The organism is Sphingomonas sp. (assembly GCF_026460985.1).
Taxonomy (GTDB): Bacteria; Pseudomonadota; Alphaproteobacteria; order Sphingomonadales; family Sphingomonadaceae; genus Sphingomonas.
Window position 1 is genome coordinate 19,316 of record NZ_JAPKNM010000119.1, and the last position, 19,811, is coordinate 39,126.

17 protein-coding genes are annotated in these 19,811 nt (G+C 61.2%); 5 read left to right on the forward strand and 12 right to left on the reverse strand.

Annotated elements, in window-relative coordinates:
* The first annotated feature begins 14 nt into the window (after positions 1-14).
* A complete protein-coding gene (gene wecB / locus MT490_RS19320; protein WP_297391313.1) occupies positions 15-1,145 on the forward strand; it encodes a UDP-N-acetylglucosamine 2-epimerase (non-hydrolyzing) in 1,131 nt (376 codons plus the stop codon).
* Positions 1,129-2,424, forward strand: coding sequence for a UDP-N-acetyl-D-mannosamine dehydrogenase (gene wecC / locus MT490_RS19325; RefSeq protein ID WP_297391315.1), 1,296 nt, complete (start codon positions 1,129-1,131; stop codon positions 2,422-2,424). The genes wecB and wecC overlap by 17 nt, the downstream gene beginning before the upstream one ends.
* A gap of 6 nt (positions 2,425-2,430) precedes the next feature.
* On the opposite strand, the gene MT490_RS19330 is transcribed toward wecC, so the two are convergent.
* Positions 2,431-3,387, reverse strand: a complete 957-nt coding sequence (locus MT490_RS19330) for a M48 family metallopeptidase (protein WP_297391317.1) — start codon at positions 3,385-3,387, stop codon at positions 2,431-2,433.
* 500 nt (positions 3,388-3,887) lie between these two features.
* Here MT490_RS19330 and MT490_RS19335 point away from each other — a divergent pair, with 500 nt between their 5' ends.
* Positions 3,888-4,070: a hypothetical protein gene (locus MT490_RS19335; RefSeq protein WP_156404738.1), complete on the forward strand. Its 183-nt coding sequence runs from the start codon at positions 3,888-3,890 to the stop codon at positions 4,068-4,070.
* Between the two features lie 262 nt (positions 4,071-4,332).
* Positions 4,333-5,043 (forward strand): metallophosphoesterase family protein, encoded by a 711-nt coding sequence (locus tag MT490_RS19340; protein ID WP_297391319.1) that lies wholly within the window; start codon positions 4,333-4,335, stop codon positions 5,041-5,043.
* Positions 5,044-5,096: 53 nt separating this feature from the next.
* Here MT490_RS19340 and MT490_RS19345 read toward each other — a convergent pair whose 3' ends face one another.
* The 7 genes from MT490_RS19345 to MT490_RS19375 are packed head-to-tail and all read right to left on the reverse strand — an operon-like array spanning position 5,097 to position 13,800.
* Positions 5,097-6,272: a hypothetical protein gene (locus MT490_RS19345; protein WP_297391321.1), complete on the reverse strand. Its 1,176-nt coding sequence runs from the start codon at positions 6,270-6,272 to the stop codon at positions 5,097-5,099.
* Positions 6,273-6,327: 55 nt separating this feature from the next.
* Positions 6,328-8,535, reverse strand: a complete 2,208-nt coding sequence (locus MT490_RS19350; RefSeq protein ID WP_297391324.1) for a polysaccharide biosynthesis tyrosine autokinase — start codon at positions 8,533-8,535, stop codon at positions 6,328-6,330.
* A gap of 34 nt (positions 8,536-8,569) precedes the next feature.
* Positions 8,570-9,274, reverse strand: coding sequence for a polysaccharide biosynthesis/export family protein (locus MT490_RS19355; RefSeq protein ID WP_297391325.1), 705 nt, complete (start codon positions 9,272-9,274; stop codon positions 8,570-8,572).
* Positions 9,271-10,728, reverse strand: coding sequence for an O-antigen ligase family protein (locus tag MT490_RS19360; RefSeq protein WP_297391326.1), 1,458 nt, complete (start codon positions 10,726-10,728; stop codon positions 9,271-9,273). The genes MT490_RS19355 and MT490_RS19360 overlap by 4 nt, the downstream gene beginning before the upstream one ends.
* 9 nt (positions 10,729-10,737) lie before the next feature.
* Complete coding sequence (locus tag MT490_RS19365) at positions 10,738-11,871, reverse strand: NAD-dependent epimerase/dehydratase family protein (protein WP_297391328.1); 1,134 nt, start codon at positions 11,869-11,871, stop codon at positions 10,738-10,740.
* 10 nt (positions 11,872-11,881) lie between these two features.
* Positions 11,882-12,757 carry a hypothetical protein gene (locus MT490_RS19370; protein ID WP_297391330.1) on the reverse strand — a complete coding sequence of 292 codons (876 nt, stop codon included), beginning with the start codon at positions 12,755-12,757 and terminating at the stop codon, positions 11,882-11,884.
* Positions 12,754-13,800 (reverse strand): Gfo/Idh/MocA family oxidoreductase, encoded by a 1,047-nt coding sequence (locus MT490_RS19375; protein WP_297391331.1) that lies wholly within the window; start codon positions 13,798-13,800, stop codon positions 12,754-12,756. Before MT490_RS19375 ends, MT490_RS19370 begins: the two co-directional genes overlap by 4 nt.
* 531 nt (positions 13,801-14,331) lie before the next feature.
* On the opposite strand from MT490_RS19375, the gene MT490_RS19380 reads away from it, so the two are divergent.
* Positions 14,332-15,657, forward strand: coding sequence for a VCBS repeat-containing protein (locus MT490_RS19380; protein ID WP_297391333.1), 1,326 nt, complete (start codon positions 14,332-14,334; stop codon positions 15,655-15,657).
* Between the two features lie 19 nt (positions 15,658-15,676).
* On the opposite strand, the gene MT490_RS19385 is transcribed toward MT490_RS19380, so the two are convergent.
* From MT490_RS19385 to MT490_RS19400, 4 genes are all read right to left on the reverse strand, one after another.
* Positions 15,677-16,651 carry a hypothetical protein gene (locus MT490_RS19385; protein WP_297391335.1) on the reverse strand — a complete coding sequence of 325 codons (975 nt, stop codon included), beginning with the start codon at positions 16,649-16,651 and terminating at the stop codon, positions 15,677-15,679.
* Complete coding sequence (locus MT490_RS19390; protein WP_297391336.1) at positions 16,644-17,642, reverse strand: hypothetical protein; 999 nt, start codon at positions 17,640-17,642, stop codon at positions 16,644-16,646. The genes MT490_RS19385 and MT490_RS19390 overlap by 8 nt, the downstream gene beginning before the upstream one ends.
* 227 nt (positions 17,643-17,869) lie before the next feature.
* Positions 17,870-18,484, reverse strand: coding sequence for an acyltransferase (locus MT490_RS19395; RefSeq protein ID WP_297391338.1), 615 nt, complete (start codon positions 18,482-18,484; stop codon positions 17,870-17,872).
* Positions 18,485-18,494: 10 nt separating this feature from the next.
* On the reverse strand, positions 18,495-19,772 hold the full coding sequence (locus MT490_RS19400; protein WP_297391340.1) for a hypothetical protein: 1,278 nt from the start codon (positions 19,770-19,772) through the stop codon (positions 18,495-18,497).
* Between the last annotated feature and the right edge of the window lie 39 nt (positions 19,773-19,811).

Genomic DNA, 19,811 nt, shown 5'->3' on the forward strand with positions numbered 1-19,811 from the left:
GCTAAGGCGGCGCCATGTCCGCACCCAAGGTCCTCGTCGTCTTCGGCACCCGCCCAGAGGCGATCAAGCTCTTCCCCGTCGTCCAGGCACTCGAGGCGCATGGCGGGCTCACGGTGCGGACCTGCGTGACCGCGCAGCATCGCGGCCTGCTCGACCAGGTACTCGGAATAGCCGGTATCGTACCCAATATGGATCTCGACCTGATGACGCCGGGCCAGTCGCTCGACGAGCTGACCGCGCGACTGCTCACCGGCCTGGGCAAGGTACTCGACGCGGAGAAGCCCGATCGGGTCCTGGTCCAGGGCGACACCGCCACCGCGATGGTCGGCGCGCTCGCCGCTTATTATCGCAAGATCCCCGTCGGCCATGTCGAGGCCGGGCTGCGCTCGGGCGACATCTACCAGCCCTGGCCCGAGGAAGTGAACCGCCGCATCGTCGCGCCGATCGCCGACCAGCATTTCGCGCCGACCGAGACCGCGGCCGAGGCGCTGCGCCGCGAGAATGTGGACGCGGCGAGCATCCATGTCACCGGCAACACGGTGATCGACGCGCTCCACGCCACCCGCGCCCGCATCGCCGCGAATCCGTCGCTCGCCGCCGGGCTCGACACGATCGCTGAGCGCTTCGCCGGCAAGCGGCTGGTGCTCGTCACCACGCATCGCCGCGAGAATTTCGGCGACGGCATGGCGGGAATCGCCGACGCGATCGCCCGCATCGCCGCGCGGCCCGACACTGCCATACTCTTCCCGATGCACCCCAACCCCAATGTCGTCTCGGTGATGGACCGCGTGCTCGGCGACCGGCCCAATATCTGCCGCGTGGATCCGCTCGATTACCCCCATTTCATCCGCGCGCTTGGGCTCGCGGAGATCGTGCTCAGCGATTCGGGCGGCGTGCAGGAAGAGGCGCCCGCATTGGGCAAGCCGGTGCTCGTCATGCGCGAGACCACCGAGCGGCCCGAAGGCGTCGCCGCGGGCACCGCCAAGCTCGTCGGCACCGATCCCGACCGTATCGTTTCCGAAATCTCAACCCTCCTTGACGTACCTCAGGCCTATTCTGCCATGGCACGCGCCCACAATCCGTTCGGCGACGGCCATGCCGCAGAGCGGATTGCGGGGATCGTCGCACATGGTTTCGGACTCTGAACTCAAGGTCGCCGTCCTCGGCCTGGGTTATATCGGCCTCCCTACCGCGGCGGTGATCGCGCGTACCGGCGCCAAGGTTCTCGGCGTCGACGTCCACCAGTCGGTGGTCGACACGGTCAATTCGGGCAAGGTCCATATCGAGGAGATCGACCTCGACGGCCTCGTCTCGGGCGTGGTCGCCCGCGGCAATCTACGCGCCTCGCTGCAGATCGAACCTTCCGATGTGTTCGTCATCGCGGTGCCCACGCCCTTCGGCGAGAATCACGCGCCCGACATCGGCTATGTCCTCAAGGCAGCGACCACGATCGCGATCGTGCTCAAGCATGGCGACGTCGTCATCCTCGAATCGACCTCGCCGGTCGGCACCACGGAGAAGGTCGCCGCATTGCTCGCGCAGCTGAGACCCGATCTGAAGATCCCCGGCCATTGCACGGGCAGCGCGGACATCGCGATCGCCTATTGCCCCGAGCGCGTGCTGCCCGGCCGCATCCTCGTCGAGCTGATCGACAATGATCGCGTGATCGGCGGCATCACGCCGCGCTGCGCGCGCAAGGCGTTGCAATTCTATCGCCGCTTCGTCCGCGGCGCCTGCGTCACCACCACCGCCAAGGCGGCCGAGATGACCAAGCTCGCCGAGAACGCCTTCCGCGACGTCAACATCGCCTTCGCCAACGAATTGTCGCTGGTGGCCGACCAGATGGGCGTCGACGTCTGGGAAGTCATCCGCCTCGCCAATCGCCATCCGCGCGTCAACATCCTGTCGCCCGGCCCCGGCGTGGGCGGGCATTGCATCGCGGTCGACCCATGGTTCCTGGTGAGCGCCGCGCCCGACCACACGCCGCTGATCCGCACCGCCCGCGAAGTGAACGACGGCAAGGTCGAGCACGTCATCGCCCGGGCATCGGCGATGATCGAAGCCGATCCCGCGGTCCGCGTCGCCTGCCTCGGCCTCGCCTTCAAGGCGAATATCGACGATTTCCGCGAGAGCCCCGCGCTCAAGGTCGCGCTCGCGCTGGCGCAGCGCTTCGGCGAGCGGGTCGCTATCGTCGAACCCTATGCCGCCGCACTGCCCGCCTGCTTCGACGGCACCGGGGCGGTGCTGACCGACGTCGACGCTGCGATCGAGACCTGCGGTACCTTCATCGTTCTGGTGGACCACGACGTATTCCGCTCGATCCCGCTCGACGAGCGCGCGGACAAGCAGGTCTACGACACCCGCGGCATCTGGCCCGACCAGCCCGCGACGCCCCCGGGGGAGCCGCTTCGAATGGCCGGGTGACCCGGTCTATTTGTGCCGGATCAGCAGCGACTGCCAGTCGCCGCTGAGCGGCTGGTTCCGCTCCGCGATCAGCCCGGGAATCATCGGCCGCGCCGAGATCGCCTCGATCTTCGCGACTTCAGCCTCGAGCGTGGCGACACGATCGCGCCAATGCGGATGCGACCGGCTGCGGAAGATGCCCCCTGCCTTGCTCGGCCCGAAGCTCTTCCAGAAGGCGATCGAGGCGCGCGGCGAATAGCCGGCATTGGCGAGCAGATAGACCGACAGAAGGTCGGCCTGGATCTCGGTCTGGCGGAAATATTTCACATTGGCGCCGAAGCCGGAGAGCATTCCGAAATCGACACCACGTGCTTCCAGCCGGTCGCGATGGTGCAGGATGTTGTGCGAGAATTCGTGCGCCACGGCGCCGGCGACCTGCTCGTCGGTATAGGTTTCGAGGAAACGCGCGCTGATCTGCACCATCGTACCGTCGGCCGAGGCGTTATAGTCGCCGGCCAAGCGCAGCTCGAACCGCGAACGGCACGCCGGGACCGGGCTGACCGTGACCTTGATCGGCGCGCCGGCCCGAATCGCCTCCACTTCGATCGGGGCGTCCGGCGCCAAGGCGGCGATCGCGAGCTGGGTGGCCACCAGCCGCTGCGTCGTTCCCGGCTTTCCCGGCATCGAGGCGATCACGATCGGTCCGACGCGCACCAGGGAATCATCGCGGCGAATCCCTGCGCGCGCCACCGGGCTCCCGGCCAGAACGCCCTCGACCGCGACGGGCGTGGCGAAACCGAAATGCTCCCGGGCCGCATCGCGAGACGCAGTATCGAATTGATCGAGCGTATGAAGTTGGAAGCCCATCCCAGGCTCCAGCCGATCGCAAAGCGGCGCGTTGGCAACCGAGAGCCGCCAACCGATCTCCGCGAGCTCGAGGTCGGCGTTCCTGACGGCCTCGAACTCCTCCCGGTTCTGTCCCACAGCCGCACTTGCGGATGGGGTCCCGAGGATCACGACGATACCCGCGGCGCCTGCGAAGAATCGATCGGCCAGGAGCCGGCAACCATGGCGGAAGGAGCGAAGCATACGCTCTTTAGCCATGCGGGGCGGACAATCACAATCCGATGCGCCCGAGGGCATGCTACGTCTTCGCGAGAGCAGATCGCGCAGCGTCCTTCCCCCTGGGGCCTGGCGGGGCTCCCTGTCACATTCCGTTAACCCCCTTGGCACTAATGCTGCGTCGCGTTATAGAAATGCGCGCGCTCGCAGCACGGGTCCAAGTTGTGAGCAATGAGTTCGGATAAACCGGACCGGTGTTGCGTTCAGGCCACGGCACGACTAGGTTTGTCGTGAGCTTGGATTTTGAGGTGTTGCCGTCGGCAGACTCCTATGCCATAGGACTGCCTGACGAGAACACCGGAGCTCGAAGAGGGAGTAGAATAATGTTGTCAAAGCTTCTTACGGCAGCTGCAGTCGTTACGATGGCAGCCACCCCGGTTGTGGCGGCTCCGGCCTCCAAGCTTTCGCTTTCGCGCGCCTCGACGGCGAGCGAGAAGGATAGCGAGCTGGCCCCGGCGGTGATCATTGGCGTGCTTGCCACGGCCGCGATCATCGGTGGCGCGATCGCGCTGGCCAACAACGACGACGATCCCGACAGCCCGTAAGCTGTCCGGCATCCGGAAATATGAGTGGCGGCCTGAAAGGGCCGCCACTTTCGTTTGTGCCGTTGGCAGATCGCCGACCATGTGTTGCCGAACCTTTGGGCTCTCCCCGCGCGGCGCGACGCGTGCCCGCGAGCAACGGAAATTCCGTTCACCGGCGTTGCAGGGACTCCCTATATATTCGGTCTGCTAAGCCGAACCGATCCCAATCATGCCATTAAAATTCTTCCGCCGCCCCTCACCGAAAGCCGCCCCATCATCGTCGGTGCCCGACGGCGAACGCATCTATGCGATTGGGGATATACACGGTCGGCACGATCTGCTGACCGAACTCCTGGCCAAGATTGCCGCCGACGACAAGGATCGCGGCCCTGCCGCCACTCGCATCATTTTCTTGGGCGACCTTGTCGATCGAGGCCCCGAATCTGCGCAAGTCGTCGATACGCTCCTGCGCCTCAAACATGACCATCCGAACACGCATTTCCTTCTCGGCAACCATGAGGAGGTGTTCCTAGAGGCCCTCAAGGGCGACGAGCAGGCCCTGAAGTTCTTCATCAGGATCGGAGGCCGCGAGACGATATTGAGCTATGGGATCAGCCCATCCCGCTATACGACGCTGAACTATAGCGAGCTCCAGGAAGAATTGGGCGACCTAGTGCCAGCCGAGCATATCGAATTTCTCTCCGGCTTTGAGGACATGGTGATCGTCGGCGATTATGCATTCGTCCACGCGGGTATTCGCCCGGGAAAGGCCTTACCCGAGCAGAAGGCGAAGGACCTACGCTGGATTCGAGAGGAATTCCTGAACTTCAACGGAAGCTTCGAGAAGGTCATCGTCCACGGCCACACGATAACCGAACAGGCGGAACTGCTTCCGCACCGGATCGGGCTGGATACTGGCGCCTACGCAAGCGGCAGGCTGTCAGGGATGGGTTTCGAAGGCAATCGGCGCTGGCTGCTTCAAACGGGCGCCTAACTTACGCTTTAGCCTGCCGGTACCGCGCTATCGCGCCTCGCTCCGGAAAACGCTCAATCCGTTCGACGCACATCTATCGAGTCGATATTCACATCCCCCCCGAAGGGGCTAGTCCCAGCATAGCCGTCGATCGACATGAACTGATAGGCGCAACCGTCGGGAACATTGAAGCTGCCGCGAACAAGCTGAGGTCCAGTTTTCAACGGCGCGCTGGTGCTCCACAAGACCTGTCCGGCTGTGTCGACGCAACGCATCGACCAACGAAGCTCGGCGTTCTGGGACTCTTCCCGGATCGCCTGCCTTGCCTGCAGGACATAGTTCCCCGGAGCCAGGGCAAGAAGCTTGCGAGCGACAAAGCCCTGCGCGCCCGAACTGAAGGTAGCGCTCAAAACCAAGCTGCCGCCCGGCCCTCCCCCAAGGATCGAACCGCGAATGTCCTCCAACGCCGAAGGCTGCCAGGTGATCGGGGCGAAGCGCGCGACTGTCGTCGCCTCGGCCAGTTGCGCATCGCGCAGCACGCGCGCGCTCGCTCCCGGCAGGGTCAGATAATAACGCTGCGCCACGTCGAAATAGCGACCTTCCACCAGGCCACGCAGGAGTTCCTCCGTCAGCGGGCGAAGATCATCCGTCTCCGGCAGGCCGCCGGCGTGCATCAGCATATTAGCAAGCAGATCCGGCCGCTTGGTCGAGGAGAGAGCTTGTCGAATGAACGCGTTGAGCCAGGGGTTGTGGGCATTCACGAACGGCGCGAGGGCGGGCCACAACTCCCTGTCTTCGGCGGCGGAGGCCAGAATGGGAAGCAGAAGCTGGCGCGACTCCATCTTGGTGCGAAGCGCGCTGTCATAGTGCCGGAGGGCGCCGGGGACGTCGTTGCGCCTGACCGCATCTTCGATCAGCCAAAGCTGGGTAGCCAGATCCCGTCGGGAGAGGCGGTCAGAAAGGCCGAAGAGACGACGCGCCTTCGCCTCGTTCCCGGACAGGCTCTCGTGCACGGCGAGAGCCTGAATGGCGGGCGTGTTGATCGCCAGCCCTTCGATGGCTCGCCGTGCAGTCTCGGCCATCCGAGCATCCGGTCGCCTGGCAGGTACCGCGGTGCCGACCATGTGCGATTGGGCGAGCATTCCCAGCGCCAAGGGGTCGCCGGGCCGGAATTTCAGCGCGCGCTGCGGATCGCTCGTCCGACTTACATTGGCCGCCGCAGCGGTAAATGCGAGCCAGGCAAGTCCCACCGCCGGCAATCCCACGAGCGCGACACGCCACACCGGGAGCCCTGCCCGCACGCCATCATTCCTTCGCATCGCCGCCGTAGCTCAGACCATAGCCATAGCCATAGCCATAGCCATAGCCATAGGATTCGCGACGCTTCACCTTGGTTACGATGACGCCGAAAATATGGGCCTGGCTGGAGCGCAGTCGATCAAGTGACATGTTGATTCCGCGCGCCGGCGGCCCCTGCGCTTCCACGACATACACAACGCCCTCGGTCACGCGCGCAAGCAGAGGCGCGTCTGCGAGCCCCAGAAGCGGCGGCGCGTCCATGATGACATGATCGAAGCTGTTCGCCAGTTCGGCGAGCAGTTTCTCGGCGCGATCGTTGCTGAGCAATTCCGGCGCGCTGGGCGGCATCGGACCCGTCGTCATGACGTACAGATTCTCCCAGCGCGTGGCATGAACCATGGCCTGCCAATCATCCTCGCCAGCCAGATAATTGCTGAGACCCCGTTCGTTGGGCACGCCCACGAGATACTCGATCGAGGGCGAACGAAGATCCGCGTCGATCAGGAGCGCGCGCTTGCCGGTACGCGCGAGGACCATCGCGAGCGAGAAGCTCGTGGAGCTCTTGCCTTCCCGCGGCCGCGTGCTGGTGATGGTGAGTGTCTTCGGGACTCCATGATCGGTCGAGAAAGCCAGATTCGAACGCACCGTATGATAGGCCTCCGACACATAGGACTTCGGATCCTGGATGAGCGTGCTGAACTCGTTGTCCTCCGTGAGCGGCACCGAACCGAGCAAGGGAAGGCCCAGCTGACGCGAAACATCGCCCGGCTGCCGGATGCCTTCGTCGATCTGCTCCAGAGCGAACACCGCAGTCCCCGCGAGCGCGATGCCGACGAGAAATGCAATGGCCAAATTGAGGGGCAGTATGGGCGACGAAGGTGCCTGAGGAACTTCTGCCTTATCGACAATGGCGATATTGTTTGCCGAAACACCAGCGACGCCGATTTCCTTGTAGCGCTGCAGCAGCCCGTCGTAGAGTTGCCGGTTGGTGTCGACTTCGCGAAGGTAGATATTGTACTGAATCTTGTCGCGTTCTTGCTGAACCAGATTCTGCGTCAGCTCTCCAACCCGCTTCCGCAGCTCGTTCTCATGCTGCACCGCAGCCTGATAGTCTCCGACAACCCCGCCCGATACGCGCGCTTCTTCCCGCGCCACCGAGGCCTGAAGCGCCTCGATCTGGCGGCGAACAGCAACCGCACCGGGATAGTCGGGCTCGAATTGCACCATGAGCCGGGCATATTCGGCATTCGCCTCTGCCAGGCGTTGACGCATCGATCCAATAGCCGCGTTCGTGGCCGAAGCGGTGCTTGTACGGGAGCGCGCCTGGGCACGCGATTCCGCATCGATCCGGCGCGACGTCGCTTCGTTGAGCGCTTGAGTCAGCGCCTGCAGATTGGCCGACGCTGCGGTCTGGACTTCCTGCGTCCGGCCCTCCGCCGTGGTGGTGCTGTAGACGATGATGCCCTTTTGATTGGCATAATTGACCAGGTCACGTTCGGACTGCTGCACACGCTGCCGCAATTCCTCGAGCCGCCCCTCGAGGAACTTCCGTGCGTCGGCAGTAGAGCCAAAGCGGCGATTTATGCTGTCCTCGATGAACTGTTCCGCCCATGCATTAGCCACCGCCGCAGAGAGCTTTGGCGAGGGGCTCGTATAGCGCACATCAACGAGCGCCGAGCGAGCAAGCGGCTCGATCTCGATATTGGCGAGCAGGATTCGGATAGCCGCAGCCTCGCGCTGGGCCAACTGCGAGGCTGTCGGCGGAATGTTCCCGTTTATAGCCAGCGGCGTTCCCGAATAGTCCACGCCATGCGCTGTAAAAAACTCATCGGTATGGGCCAGCCGCAACTGGCGGACCACGCGCTCGGCTACCGACCGCGCCCTCAGCAGGGCATACTGCGTCTCGTAAAACTCCTGATCGCGATTTGCATCGCGCCCCTCGACGCCTTCGACATTCGTGATGCGCTGCTGATCCCGGCTGATCTCGATCCGGGCGCTGGCGGAGTATTTCGGAGTCATCATCAGCGTGACGACCAGGCCGGCCAGAACGCTGAGGCTCACGATGCCAAGGATCGCCCATCGCCATCGCTGGATGATGCCCCAATAAGCCAAAAGCATCGGCGCCGCCGTGGCGCGCGCGCCTCCCTGTTCGGGACCATCGTCAAGCAGCGTCCGATCTTCGTCGGGAGTCGACAGGGCACTTGAATAATTCATTGCGAGCAAATCTCAAAACCTAGGAAGATCACGATCACTGCAGTGCAATGATAAGCGGGGTCGTGAGCAGCGATGCGGCCGCCGTTATGTCACGAAATAGTCTGCGAGCCTTTGAATCACCCACCACCACCACGTCGTTGGCGAAAATCTCCGGATCGGCATACGCCCCGCGACGGATCGCGCTGAGGTTATAGAGTGCCGCCAGACGTTGACCATTAACCGTCCGAAACACCACGACATCTTTCTGGTCCGCGAGTTCGCCAAGTCCGCGCGCACGAGCGACAGCGCGCATGAGGGTCATGTGCCCTACGACGGGAAACAGGCCCGGCTCGCGCACTTCGCCGTCGACCGTCACGACCTGGCTCACAGTCTCCTCGAGATTCACGGTAACGTGCGGGTCCCGAACATGCGCAGTGCGCAGTGCCTCGGCAAGTGCAACCGCGACTTCGATGGGAGGCTTGCCGGAGACCTCCACCACGCCTGCGAGCGGGAATGAGATCCGGCCGCTTGCGTCCACCTGCACGATCCGGCCGCTGAGCTCGGGTAAGCCGAAGACATCGATCCGCAGCTTGTCGAACGGCCCGATAAGATAGGGACGATCATTGGCGAACAAATCGGTAGGCGCAGGAGGCGGCAGCTCCGATGCCGAAACCACCCGCACGTCCGGGGAGCTCTGGATCGGGGGCTTGCCAGCACAGGCGGAAAGCAGCGCAAATGGAATGACGAAACGCAATTTCATCGATAATCCCTTGATTCGCGCGCCGATTTACCGCTGCGGCTGCGCGCTCCTCCTCGTGCCACACGAAGCTGCATTTCCACTCGCTCCGAAGACATCCATACTGTCGCGAGAGCAAGCACGCAGCCGATCAACGGCACCCGGGTGGGATAGTCCACCGCGCTGGCGAGACCAAGCAGTAAAATGATCGCCGCGCCAGCAAGCGCCAGACGCGCTTGCTCCCCCTCGCCGCGCCTGCGGACGAGCCGCACGGTACCCCAGATCCAGGACACGATCAGCACCGTGAACAGCAGGATTGCGCCCACGCCCCCCTCGAGCAGCCACTCGAGCCAATCATTATGCGCGTGGTTGAAATAATTGGGGGAAAGCAACTGCTGGGGCTCATAGATCTTGTAGATATCCACGAACGATCCGACGCCCGAGCCAAAGGGGAAATATTCGCCCGCCATCGAGAGTATCGGAGCCCAGGTTTCAAAGCGCCGCTGGTCCGAGGTCTGGATATTCAGGATACGCTCGACCGCCTCCCCGCGCGAGAAGAAAACCGCGACCAGGAGCAGTAGCGCGACTGCAATCACCCCGCCCGCGATCCAGATCAACCGTTTCCGGTCGAGCCCTCCGCCGCCACGCGGTTGATAGATTACCGCCGTCAACGCCATCGCCACGATCGCCAATCCGAGGCCAGCCCGAGCGCCGGTCGTGAGCACTAGGAAGAAGAAGAATATTCCCGCGCAAACGGCGGCCCAGGTCCGCAACATGGTAGCCGTCGGCATGCCGCGCCGCTGGAGCCCCTCGCCTCGCCCCCGCAAGGAAGCGCCATAGGCAAGTAGCGGGAACAGGCTGGCAAGGAACGCCGCATGGTGATTCCTGTTCGCGAAAACGCCCGCCGAGGATCCGACGTTGGAAATCCGATAAAAATACAACTGAGGCAGGCCGCCGCTCACCGCCTGCATGACGCCGATTACGGCGCTTGCCAGACCCAGGCCGAGAACGACGAAGACGAGCAGCTTCCGTTGCTCGGGACTGCAGCGTACGGCGAGGACCAGCGCCGCGGCGGGCACGAGCATGGCATAGAATGCGTTCCAGCCGCGCCAGGGCACCATCGCAAACGGACGCCACGGCTGCGGCACGCCCGCCGCCGCCGCAACCTCATGGGCCAGCCCTCGCCCGGGCAGGTTGCTCCAAATCGTCGGCGGCAAGGGGATGAGCTGGATCAGGATCAGGGCGAGCAGCGCCGCCATCACCGTGAGAGGCCAGCGAGAATTCCGCATCTGCTCCCTCGTCAGGCCGACGAGTCCGATGGCGAGACACAATATCGCGAGCGGGCGGAGCACAAGCAGCGAAGTCACGTCGTCACGGGCGCTGCCACCGAAAAGCCAGGCAGCCGCAAGCAGAAGCAGGAGCACCCAAAAGGGATGGTCAGCCCGCGCCCGTTCACCGAGACCGATACGATGCTGCACCGCCATCTCCTATTTCAGCAGCCCCTTCTGACGCATCTCCTGCAGGGATGCTTCGTACGGACTCGCCTTTGCGCCGGCCCCATGTGCCCACGCAACCAACAGGGCAACGCCCCGTTCGAAATCATAAGCAGGAGTGAAGCCGAGTAGGCGCCCGATCTTTTCGATGGAAGCGAAGTTGTGGCGGATGTCGCCGAGACGGAAGTTGCCTGAAATGGTGGCCGGAACGTCGCCCCGGATCAATTGCGCGAGCACCTGGACTACCCGACTGACGCTGATCGGTACACCGGTTCCGACGTTGAAAACCTCGTTTGCGGCGAGGGGATGCTCGATTCCCAGCAGGGTCGCCTCCACCACGTCGTCGACAAAGACGAAATCGCGGCTTTCCTCGCCATCTTCGAAGATGTTGATGGCCTTACCCTGCATCATCAGGTTCGAGAAGATCGACAGAATGCCAGTGTAGGGATTGGAGAGCGACTGCCCCGGACCGAACACATTCTGATAACGGAATGCCACGCCCTCAATACCGATAGACGGGCAAACGGTCATCACCAGTTGCTCTTGCACCTGCTTACTGATGCCATAGACAGACGAGGGGTGAATCTTCGAATCCTCGTCGGTCGCCACAAGCTGTAGCGGCGCCACAGCACCCGGATACTTCACGTCGAAGTCACCCGCCTGCATGTCGGCGGCCGCCCGCGGCCCAGGATATACATAGCCGAGCTCCGGCGAGAGATAGCGTCCCTCGCCATAGATCGACCGCGACGAGGCGACAACGAACCGCCTCACGGTTCGCGGCGCATTGGCGAGGATGTCGAGCATCAGCGCTGTACCGCCCACATTGACACGCGTGTAGTGGTCGATCTGATACATCGACTGTCCGGTACCCGTCTCGGCGGCAAAGTGGACGATCACTTCCTGACCGGCCATCGCCTCCTGCATGAGCGCTCGATCGACGACACTGCCGCGGATGAAGCGGACTTTCCCCTGGATCGCCTGGAACAGATCCGACTGCTCGGGGTCCGCCCCGTGAACTTGCGGCGAAAGCGTATCGACGACGGTGACCTCATGCCCCGCGGCAATCAATCGAAGCGCGAGCCGCGAACCTATGAATCCTGCGCCGCCCGTAATCAGAGTCTTCGTCACGCCCCTCTCCCTAGCCGCAGATCAGCTTAACGGATTGTTCGATATTGCCCCGTGACGACGCGCCGAACACGACCGACTGCACGTTCAACCCATTGATGTACTCATATGCTTCAGGAGCCGGAACTGCGCCCGATGCAAGCGTGGACATCGCCATCATCTGAAACTGGTGCGGATCGTTGCTCGACAGCACCTTCTCATACTCTTCCCGGCCCGGCGACATCAGATAGCCGATCTTGTTGATCGACGAACAGATCACGACCTCACCGACTCCCCACTCGATCAGCTTCTGTCGCAGGAAAGGCATATTTTGGGTAATGAAGCCCGGAATTGCGCCGTACTTCTTACGAATGTGCTTGCAATATTCCACGAAAGGTTCGGCAACATCGAACCCGAGCATGAGGTCAACGACGATATTCTGAAGAAAAACGACACGAACATCGAGCCCCTTGAAAATGGCCATTTCCTGATCGACCAGCATCTTCATCAGACGAACCGCATCAAACGCCATCGTCGCCATAGCGCCCTGGGCGATCTTCCCCAGTGCGGACATGGAGCCATTCGAGAAGAGTATGCCCTGGAGCGCGCCCACCATGCCCCTCTCGGCAACGATATTCGCATATTTATGGGGATAGGGGATCGACGGATACCAGCGCAGGTCGGGAAACTCGACCTTGCGCCGCCGGAACTCTTCACAGATTTCCGCCGCTCGATCGTTGCTGTTCAGCATGATCGCCCGGATGCCCGTGTCGAACGCATTTCGGTATACCGCGAAGATGTTGTCCAGATCGGCAAAGCGCTCGGCCTGAGCCTGCGCCTTCTCCTGCGACATATGATTGATGCCGAAGAATTGATTGTCGCCGAAGACAATGCGATCGATCGGAATCATTGACCAAGCTCACTCTGTATCTGCTGCCAATCGCTGAACATCGCATCGATAACGGAAAGCGTGTCGGACGCGTCAGCGAACGCGCAGCGCGCGCGCCTACCTTCACGGATGCAGTCCACGAAGTCATAGAGCTGCGCCGTAAATTCGACGCCACGAAGATAGAAAGGAACATTGTTGTAGAGATCGGTGATGTACAACTGATTCCACCCCGCCTTCAATTCGAAGCGCGGATCCGACTCCTTCAGATAGACCTTCATCCCGTGCTGATCGGCCTGGATCCTGCCGCCTTCCCCGAAAATTTCCAGCTTGTTGGTGGGCTTGCGATAGCTCGCGTCACTCCAATTGACGTACAGCGAGCCGCCCACGCCGTCCCGGTAGAGAAAATTCGAAGATACGATATCCTCGACCGACGCGGAAAAGACGCGCGACAGGGTTGTTCCCCGCACTATATCCGGTCGCCCGAAGAGGAAATGAATCAAATCGATGGCATGGCTGGCCATTTCGTAGATCGCGCCACCGCCATTGGCGTGCGTGGCGCGCCATCCCTCCTCGCCCTGTTCGCGCACGATCGTCGAACTGAACATCTCCGACCGAAACCGCACCACTCGACCAAGCAGACCGCCTTCGATCATCTCCCGAACCCTGACGAAGACGTCGTTGAAGCGGTTTACATAGCCCACCTGATTCACCAGCGCCGCACTGTCGAACAGCCGCGCAAGCTCCTCGCCTGAAGCCGCGGAAAGCGTGAACGGCTTCTCGACGAACGCATGAAGTCCCTTCGCCGCGACCGCTCTCAGGATATCGGCGTTATGCGCGGGCGGCGTACAGACCAGGACGGCGTCGAGCGGTTCGCGCTCGAGCATCGCCTGATAATCTCTGTAGGGGCTGACACCGGCATATTTGCCGAGGAGCTTGCCGATGAGCACCGAGGGATCCGCGATTGCCACAACCCGCACGTCTGGCCGCGAATTGACGATGCAATGGTGCGTGATTCCCATCCGGCCGGCCCCGATGATGCCGACCTTAAGCTCGGAACCAGTCATTAGTCTCACAATTCAGGAAATCTCGATGGGAGCCCGTCCGGGGCGGATGGAGGCTATCCTCTGGGACCAAAGAGAAGTCAACCTGCAAGACCAACGCCCACGCCCGGGTGCGGCCGACACAACCGATTCCACAACCGGCCGCAGACCGAACTCCGCCCCCATTCTTCCTTGACCTGGGAGAGCGGCAAACAACGATGGACGGCGATCCGGGCTAATCCGGGGGAATCGCATGTCGACCATAGAGTGCCCACAAAGAGATTCCTTCCGCGCGCCTGCATAAGGTCGCCCTTCCAAGACGAGAGGGCGGATGTCATTATGTTTCCGAAATGTTTCCCTTCCGGAATAACCGTTGACAATTCATGGGTAAGGTATTCAAGTGTTAATTGAACTCGGGTAGCTTAGCGAGTGTGGCCTGCAATGTTCCAGAAATCGTGCAAGTATTCTTTCGATTCACGTTATCGATCTAAGGCCTATACGCTCCTAATCTGCGCAGCGACTTTACTGACGGCTTGCGACGGCGGCTCTGGCGGGATGGGTCAAAGCCTCACCACTCCTACTCCTACGCCTACAGCCCCACCGCCGAAATTTGCGTGCCCGGCGCCTGCACCGGCCGCAAAGCCGCTGGGCAGCTTCGACCTCGCAAACGTGCCGATTTTGGCTGGCGAAGTTGACTTGCAAACGGCACCCGCTTCACCGGTCAGCTTTTCGCAAATCGATCTGCTTTCCGGGATGAACTATTCCTATGGCTTCGCAGCCGCAGATTTTGACTGCGACGGCAAAATCGACGTCAGCTTCTTCGATTCCTATACGGGCCGCTCGCCGGATCGCCCGACGCCGAGTTCCGTCGGCTATGTCAGTTGGAACAGCGGACCGCTGGAAGCCATCGCCACCGATGAACTCACCGAGGTAACCCACCAGTACAATGAAGGGCTCGTGCTGATCGAGCGGCAGATCGGGCTCGACGTGAATGCTGACGGCTTCACCGACATCGTGGCCGTAGCAAACTCCCACCACAGCGTCGTCGCCTATCTCAACCCCGGATATCGGGCCACGCCGTGGCAGCGCATCTACCTCTCGGAAGACACGCCGGGCGCGGTCAACCTTACGTCAGGCGACATCGACAAGGACGGCCTCAAGGACGTGATCGTCGCCATGCGCGACCAGCCTTCCACCGATCCCAACCCCGACATTCGCGGCGTGGTCTGGCTCAAAAACCCAGGGAAGGCCGGAGAGACCTGGGCTCAGCAGGCCATCGGCCCCACCGATGACCTGATCGACACCCGCAACCTCCAGATAGCCGACTTCAACGCGGACGGGAATCTCGACGTGGCGGTATCAGATTCGAGCAATGGCAATGTCGCCATCCTGAGCGGGGACGGCGGAAAGCAATGGACCAGAGAGGACATCAACCCTCTTGCACTTCATGCGCATTTCGGCGCGACCGCTGACTTCGACAACGACAAGAGAGCCGAAATATTCCAGCCCACCTATCAAGGGGTGACGCTACTCAGAAATACCGGCACTTGGTCGGCGATCCGGCTTGCGACCTTCGCTAGCGAACCGACACAATTCATCGTTTCTCAGGTGGACGTCGGAGATCTAGACCTCGACGGCAAAGCGGACATCGTCTTCAGCCTCAGTTCGCCCGGCAACAGCTTCACCAACGCTCGCCGCGGCGGCGTCTACTGGATGCGGCCCGATGGCACGAGTTGGAAAATATTCGAAATCCAGCGAACAACTAGCGCCGTGCAAAGCATCGAACTGGTCGATTACGACAAGGATGGTGACCTCGACATCATCACTAATCTCGAATACCCGGCAAATTCGATGTACGTGTTGATGAACGGCATCAAGTGAATCCTCCTGTTGCGCGGCGCTAACTATCGACCCCGACCACTTCGGCCATGAACCGCTCGGCGGTCCGGTGATACGCGACCGGCCGGGAACCGGCGAGCGCCGCCGCGCGATCGCGTAGCATGCTCGGCTCACCATTCCGGCCAAAGACAATCAGGTTGTCCTCGTCGAAATGCGGGCTGCGGGCCATTTCCGCGTTGTTGCTGATGAGCTTGACACTCATGGCCAACGCCTCGAACGAACGGATCGTCGCGCCGCTCTGTTTCGGATGGGCATAGTCCAGCGTGAAATCCGACGAGGCGAGCACGTCGACATAGCGCGCATAGTCTAGCGGCGTGCGATGGATGTGGCGCCGCCACTTCCAGTATAGCCGCGGGCTGCGCAGGGCATTGACGAGGAACGTGCCCGCATCCTTCTCGAACAGATAGACGAAGCTGCCCTCCGTCCCCAGCGCCGAGAGGGTGCGATCGACATATGCCAGGCGGTCCGAATGGTTCCGCAGGATAGCGGTGATCCGGTAGCGGATCGGCGGCAACGGGTTCGGCGTCGCGGAAGCCGAGAATAGCTCAACCAAGGGCCATTGCTTCCGTTCGGCGTCGAGATAGTCGAAGGTCGTGACGCGATCCGCGGCCGCGGCCCAGCGCTCGGTGGCGGGATCATAAGCGAGCGAGTCGAAATGATAGCCCACTACGCGCCGGGCATGCCGCTTGAAATCCTGCGCCAGCCGCTCCCCAATGCCTCGACCTTTGAAGATCGCAACGAGATCCCAGTGCTTTCCGTCGAGGAACCGCCGGTGGAAGGTCCGCCGCGTCCACCAGCGCCCGATGCCGGTATCGAGCTTGCTGAGAATGATGCCGAGCGGATTCTCGGGATATTCCTCGTTCGCGACCGTCACGGAATACCCCATCCTTTCGAGCGTGCGCGAAAACGTCCGCGCGAAGGAATAGAAGCGCTTCGGCAGAACCAGCAGACAGGTGCGACGTCCGGTCTCAGCCATTTGCCGACCGCGCCCCGACGTGCCGTGGAAGGTCGTGCCCCTTGCCTTCCACGAGATGCCGCGCGAATGCCTGAATGTGGTATTCGGGGAAATCCAGCTCGGGATTGGACAGCGGGACATCCAAGAATGTCTTCACTCCTTCGAAATCAAGGTCCTGAAAGACATGAAACCTATCAGGACTATAGAATTTTTCCCCGACAACCCGCGTGTTGTTGGTAATTATCTTCTTACCAGCGCATAAGTTCTCAATTACCCGCATCGTATATCCGCTTTGTTGATGGTTGGCGAAATCGAACGTCGCCGTCGATCTCTCCATCATATCTATAAAATCGCCACGATCTATCGAGTCATACGCTACCCCTCGGGGCCAATGGCCGCTGCGAAGAAGCTTGAGCAGGACCGGTGGAGTGCTTTTCAAGTGCGATCGAAGACGTATTCCATTCTGCTCGCAATAATCCATGAAGGAACGAAAGGCGGCGTAGCGTGAAATCTTCACCAGATTTCCGACGAAATAGACGGCATTCTCATGCTGGTCGAATTTACGAAGCGCCTGAAATTCACGAAGGCAGAATAAGGGGAGATATTCAACACCCTCGTGCAAAGCATCATCGGGATCGAACGTCAAAACACTATCGAAAAGATCGATATATGGCCGGTAGTCGTGATTATCGATGGAATCCCAGTTATATAGGTGAAACTTCGCTATGCCGAACTCCGCACGAAATGCCTCCAGAATATCACGGCGCATCTGGTGCACCTGAATGAACAGGACGAGATCGTAGCCTCGCCCACGCTCTTCCTCGAGGATCGCACGGTGATGCCGATCCATGCGAGCCTGCCATAACCTGGGCGAGATGTTGCGAAGGCTCTTGGTCAGGATGTCCCTCGGCTGGATGTCGTGCAGATTCACCGTATGGCCCGCGCTCCGCAGTTCCTCCGCGATCTGCGCGGTATAGGTGTGATAGGGCAAGGCAATCATCAGGATGTTCATGGATTTCCCCAAGATATCGGGACTTTGGCGCGCGCCGCCAGAGGGAAGTCGGAAGCCGCGCCGCTAAAAACGGCTTGCGATCGGCGACGCGGCGATCACGGAGACGCCGCGAATATCATGACCGCAGCGCGAGCGCTCGAGGGCATCCCGTTCGCCGAGCGATCCCGGGACGGATTGCCGCAATTCGGTCCCCTCCCTTGCAAGCTCTCTTTCCATGGGCGCGCGGTTCAGACGCCATCCGGGAGCACGAAGCTGCCATCCTCAGAGGTGGGACGCCACGCCTTGGTCTCCACGTCGTATCGGCGAACGATCCGCGCCGGCGCGCCCACCGCGACGGAATAGTCGGGAAGGTCCCGCAACACCACCGCGTTGGCGCCAATCACGCACTGCTTGCCGACCCGCACCCCGATCACGCAAGCATTGTGCCCGATCCACGAACCATCACCAATCACGGTCGGGCCAAGTTGTACCAGCGGCTGATCCGCCACCGGCGTCTCGGGATCCCGATAGCCGTGAAGATTGTCGGAAATATAGACGCCGTTGGCGGTCAGGACCTTTCGTCCCAGCTCCACCGACTTCGTCGCGTAAATGTGGTTGAAGCGCCCGATCTGGCTGCCCTCGCCTATCCTCAGACGACACGTCCCCTCGTCCGACCGGGGAGCCGCGAGGCAAGACTGCGCGGCGATATATACGCGGTCGCCCAGATGAATGTTTTCAGGCCCCTCGATCGCGACCGGCCGTACGATCCGACATCCTCGGCCAAAAGCCGCGAAGCGCCAGCCGAATATCAGCCGGAAGATCCTGGTGCGGATCGCATCAGCCAGCCGCATATGGAACATCATGGCTGATGCCTCATTCCGCAGGTGCAACAGGCACCCGGGCGGCCCGAGGCCCCTGGGCTACGCGCATCCCGCGAATCGCAAGCCTGGGCGACGCAGCATTCAGCAAGCCGCTGAACATGATCATCAGGAAAAACGGCGTCAACATCAGCGCCTCGGTCAGGAAACACATGAGGAGCGCCGTGCCGAAAATGAATCGATTGGGGAAAAAGCGCTGCCGAAACAGGCCGATGACGAACACGAAAAACAGGGGAAGGCCCACCATGAAGGCCAGCGTGATCACGCCATTCGAGCTGACTCGCTCCGCCGCGGAGTTCAAATCGAGTTGCGTACCGCGATATCCGAAACGCTGCGCCGCCTCGGCATATCTGTCGAGATCGAACCCGATGCCGGTAAGGGGATATTCGGCGATGATCCGCAACCCCGTGTACAAGTCATATTCTCGAGCCCAAGCCGACCCCCGCAATGCGCCTTGCGTTTTGTCGATGTAATTATTGTAGCCGATCCACATGACCGGCAGGATGAGCAAGGGCACGAACATCGCGACCACCAGCTTCGCGGAAATGTGTACCGTCTGAACTCCCCGCGTATAGGCAGCAGTCAACAAGAAGGCGGTCACGGCAAATCCCATCGTGGACTGCGTGGCGACCACCCCTATCACAGCCAATGCCACGTCGCGAACGTTCTTGCGGAGGAACAGCACGATATACAAGAATATATTCAAGTAGATATGATACACGCCAGGCTCAAAGAAGAATCCGTCGGCCCGCTTAATCCTACTCGAAACCGCCAATACGTCATGATAGGTAAATAGGAGAAATATTGTCCTATATGCGGTATCTCCATAGATTAGCATGCCAAAATAACTTGGAAAAATAAATGCGATAATTACGGTCAATATAGCCTGAATTGCCATAAGACGGAGAATAATCACGAGATCGTCTATAATGGACTTTCTTGGCTCGAGCATATAGATACCGAGCAGAAACATTCCCGCGAAGAAGTTCGCATATCGATTCGCGAAGGGGACGGCACTGATGCCGCCGCCGCCGATCAGTGCCATGACCAACACGGCGAGCAGCAACCACCAGATCGAGGCAAGTTCGCGACGCAGCAATTGCGCCGGATCGCGATAGAGGAGGAAAATCACCAGGATCACGCCGAACATCGGCAGTCGCGGGAAAAAGAGATGCCCGCCGCTCATCAAAATACCGATGAGCAGCGCCGTGCGACGAAGGATGGTCCGGAAGGACTCCTGCTGAATTCTGCCCTCAGCCGCTGCCGCCGACACACGCAATCTCCTACCGAGGGGGCACTCTCCCGCCAAAAC

Coding starts and splice junctions, on each gene's coding strand:
- wecB (WP_297391313.1), top strand. CDS start 15: ATGTCCGCACCCAAGGTCCTCGTCGTCTTCGGCACCCGCCCAGAGGCG.
- wecC (WP_297391315.1), top strand. CDS start 1,129: ATGGTTTCGGACTCTGAACTCAAGGTCGCCGTCCTCGGCCTGGGTTAT.
- MT490_RS19335 (WP_156404738.1), top strand. CDS start 3,888: ATGGCAGCCACCCCGGTTGTGGCGGCTCCGGCCTCCAAGCTTTCGCTT.
- MT490_RS19350 (WP_297391324.1), bottom strand. CDS start 8,535: ATGAATTATTCAAGTGCCCTGTCGACTCCCGACGAAGATCGGACGCTG.
- MT490_RS19355 (WP_297391325.1), bottom strand. CDS start 9,274: ATGAAATTGCGTTTCGTCATTCCATTTGCGCTGCTTTCCGCCTGTGCT.
- MT490_RS19370 (WP_297391330.1), bottom strand. CDS start 12,757: ATGATTCCGATCGATCGCATTGTCTTCGGCGACAATCAATTCTTCGGC.
- MT490_RS19375 (WP_297391331.1), bottom strand. CDS start 13,800: ATGACTGGTTCCGAGCTTAAGGTCGGCATCATCGGGGCCGGCCGGATG.
- MT490_RS19380 (WP_297391333.1), top strand. CDS start 14,332: ATGGGTCAAAGCCTCACCACTCCTACTCCTACGCCTACAGCCCCACCG.
- MT490_RS19385 (WP_297391335.1), bottom strand. CDS start 16,651: ATGGCTGAGACCGGACGTCGCACCTGTCTGCTGGTTCTGCCGAAGCGC.
- MT490_RS19390 (WP_297391336.1), bottom strand. CDS start 17,642: ATGAACATCCTGATGATTGCCTTGCCCTATCACACCTATACCGCGCAG.
- MT490_RS19395 (WP_297391338.1), bottom strand. CDS start 18,484: ATGATGTTCCATATGCGGCTGGCTGATGCGATCCGCACCAGGATCTTC.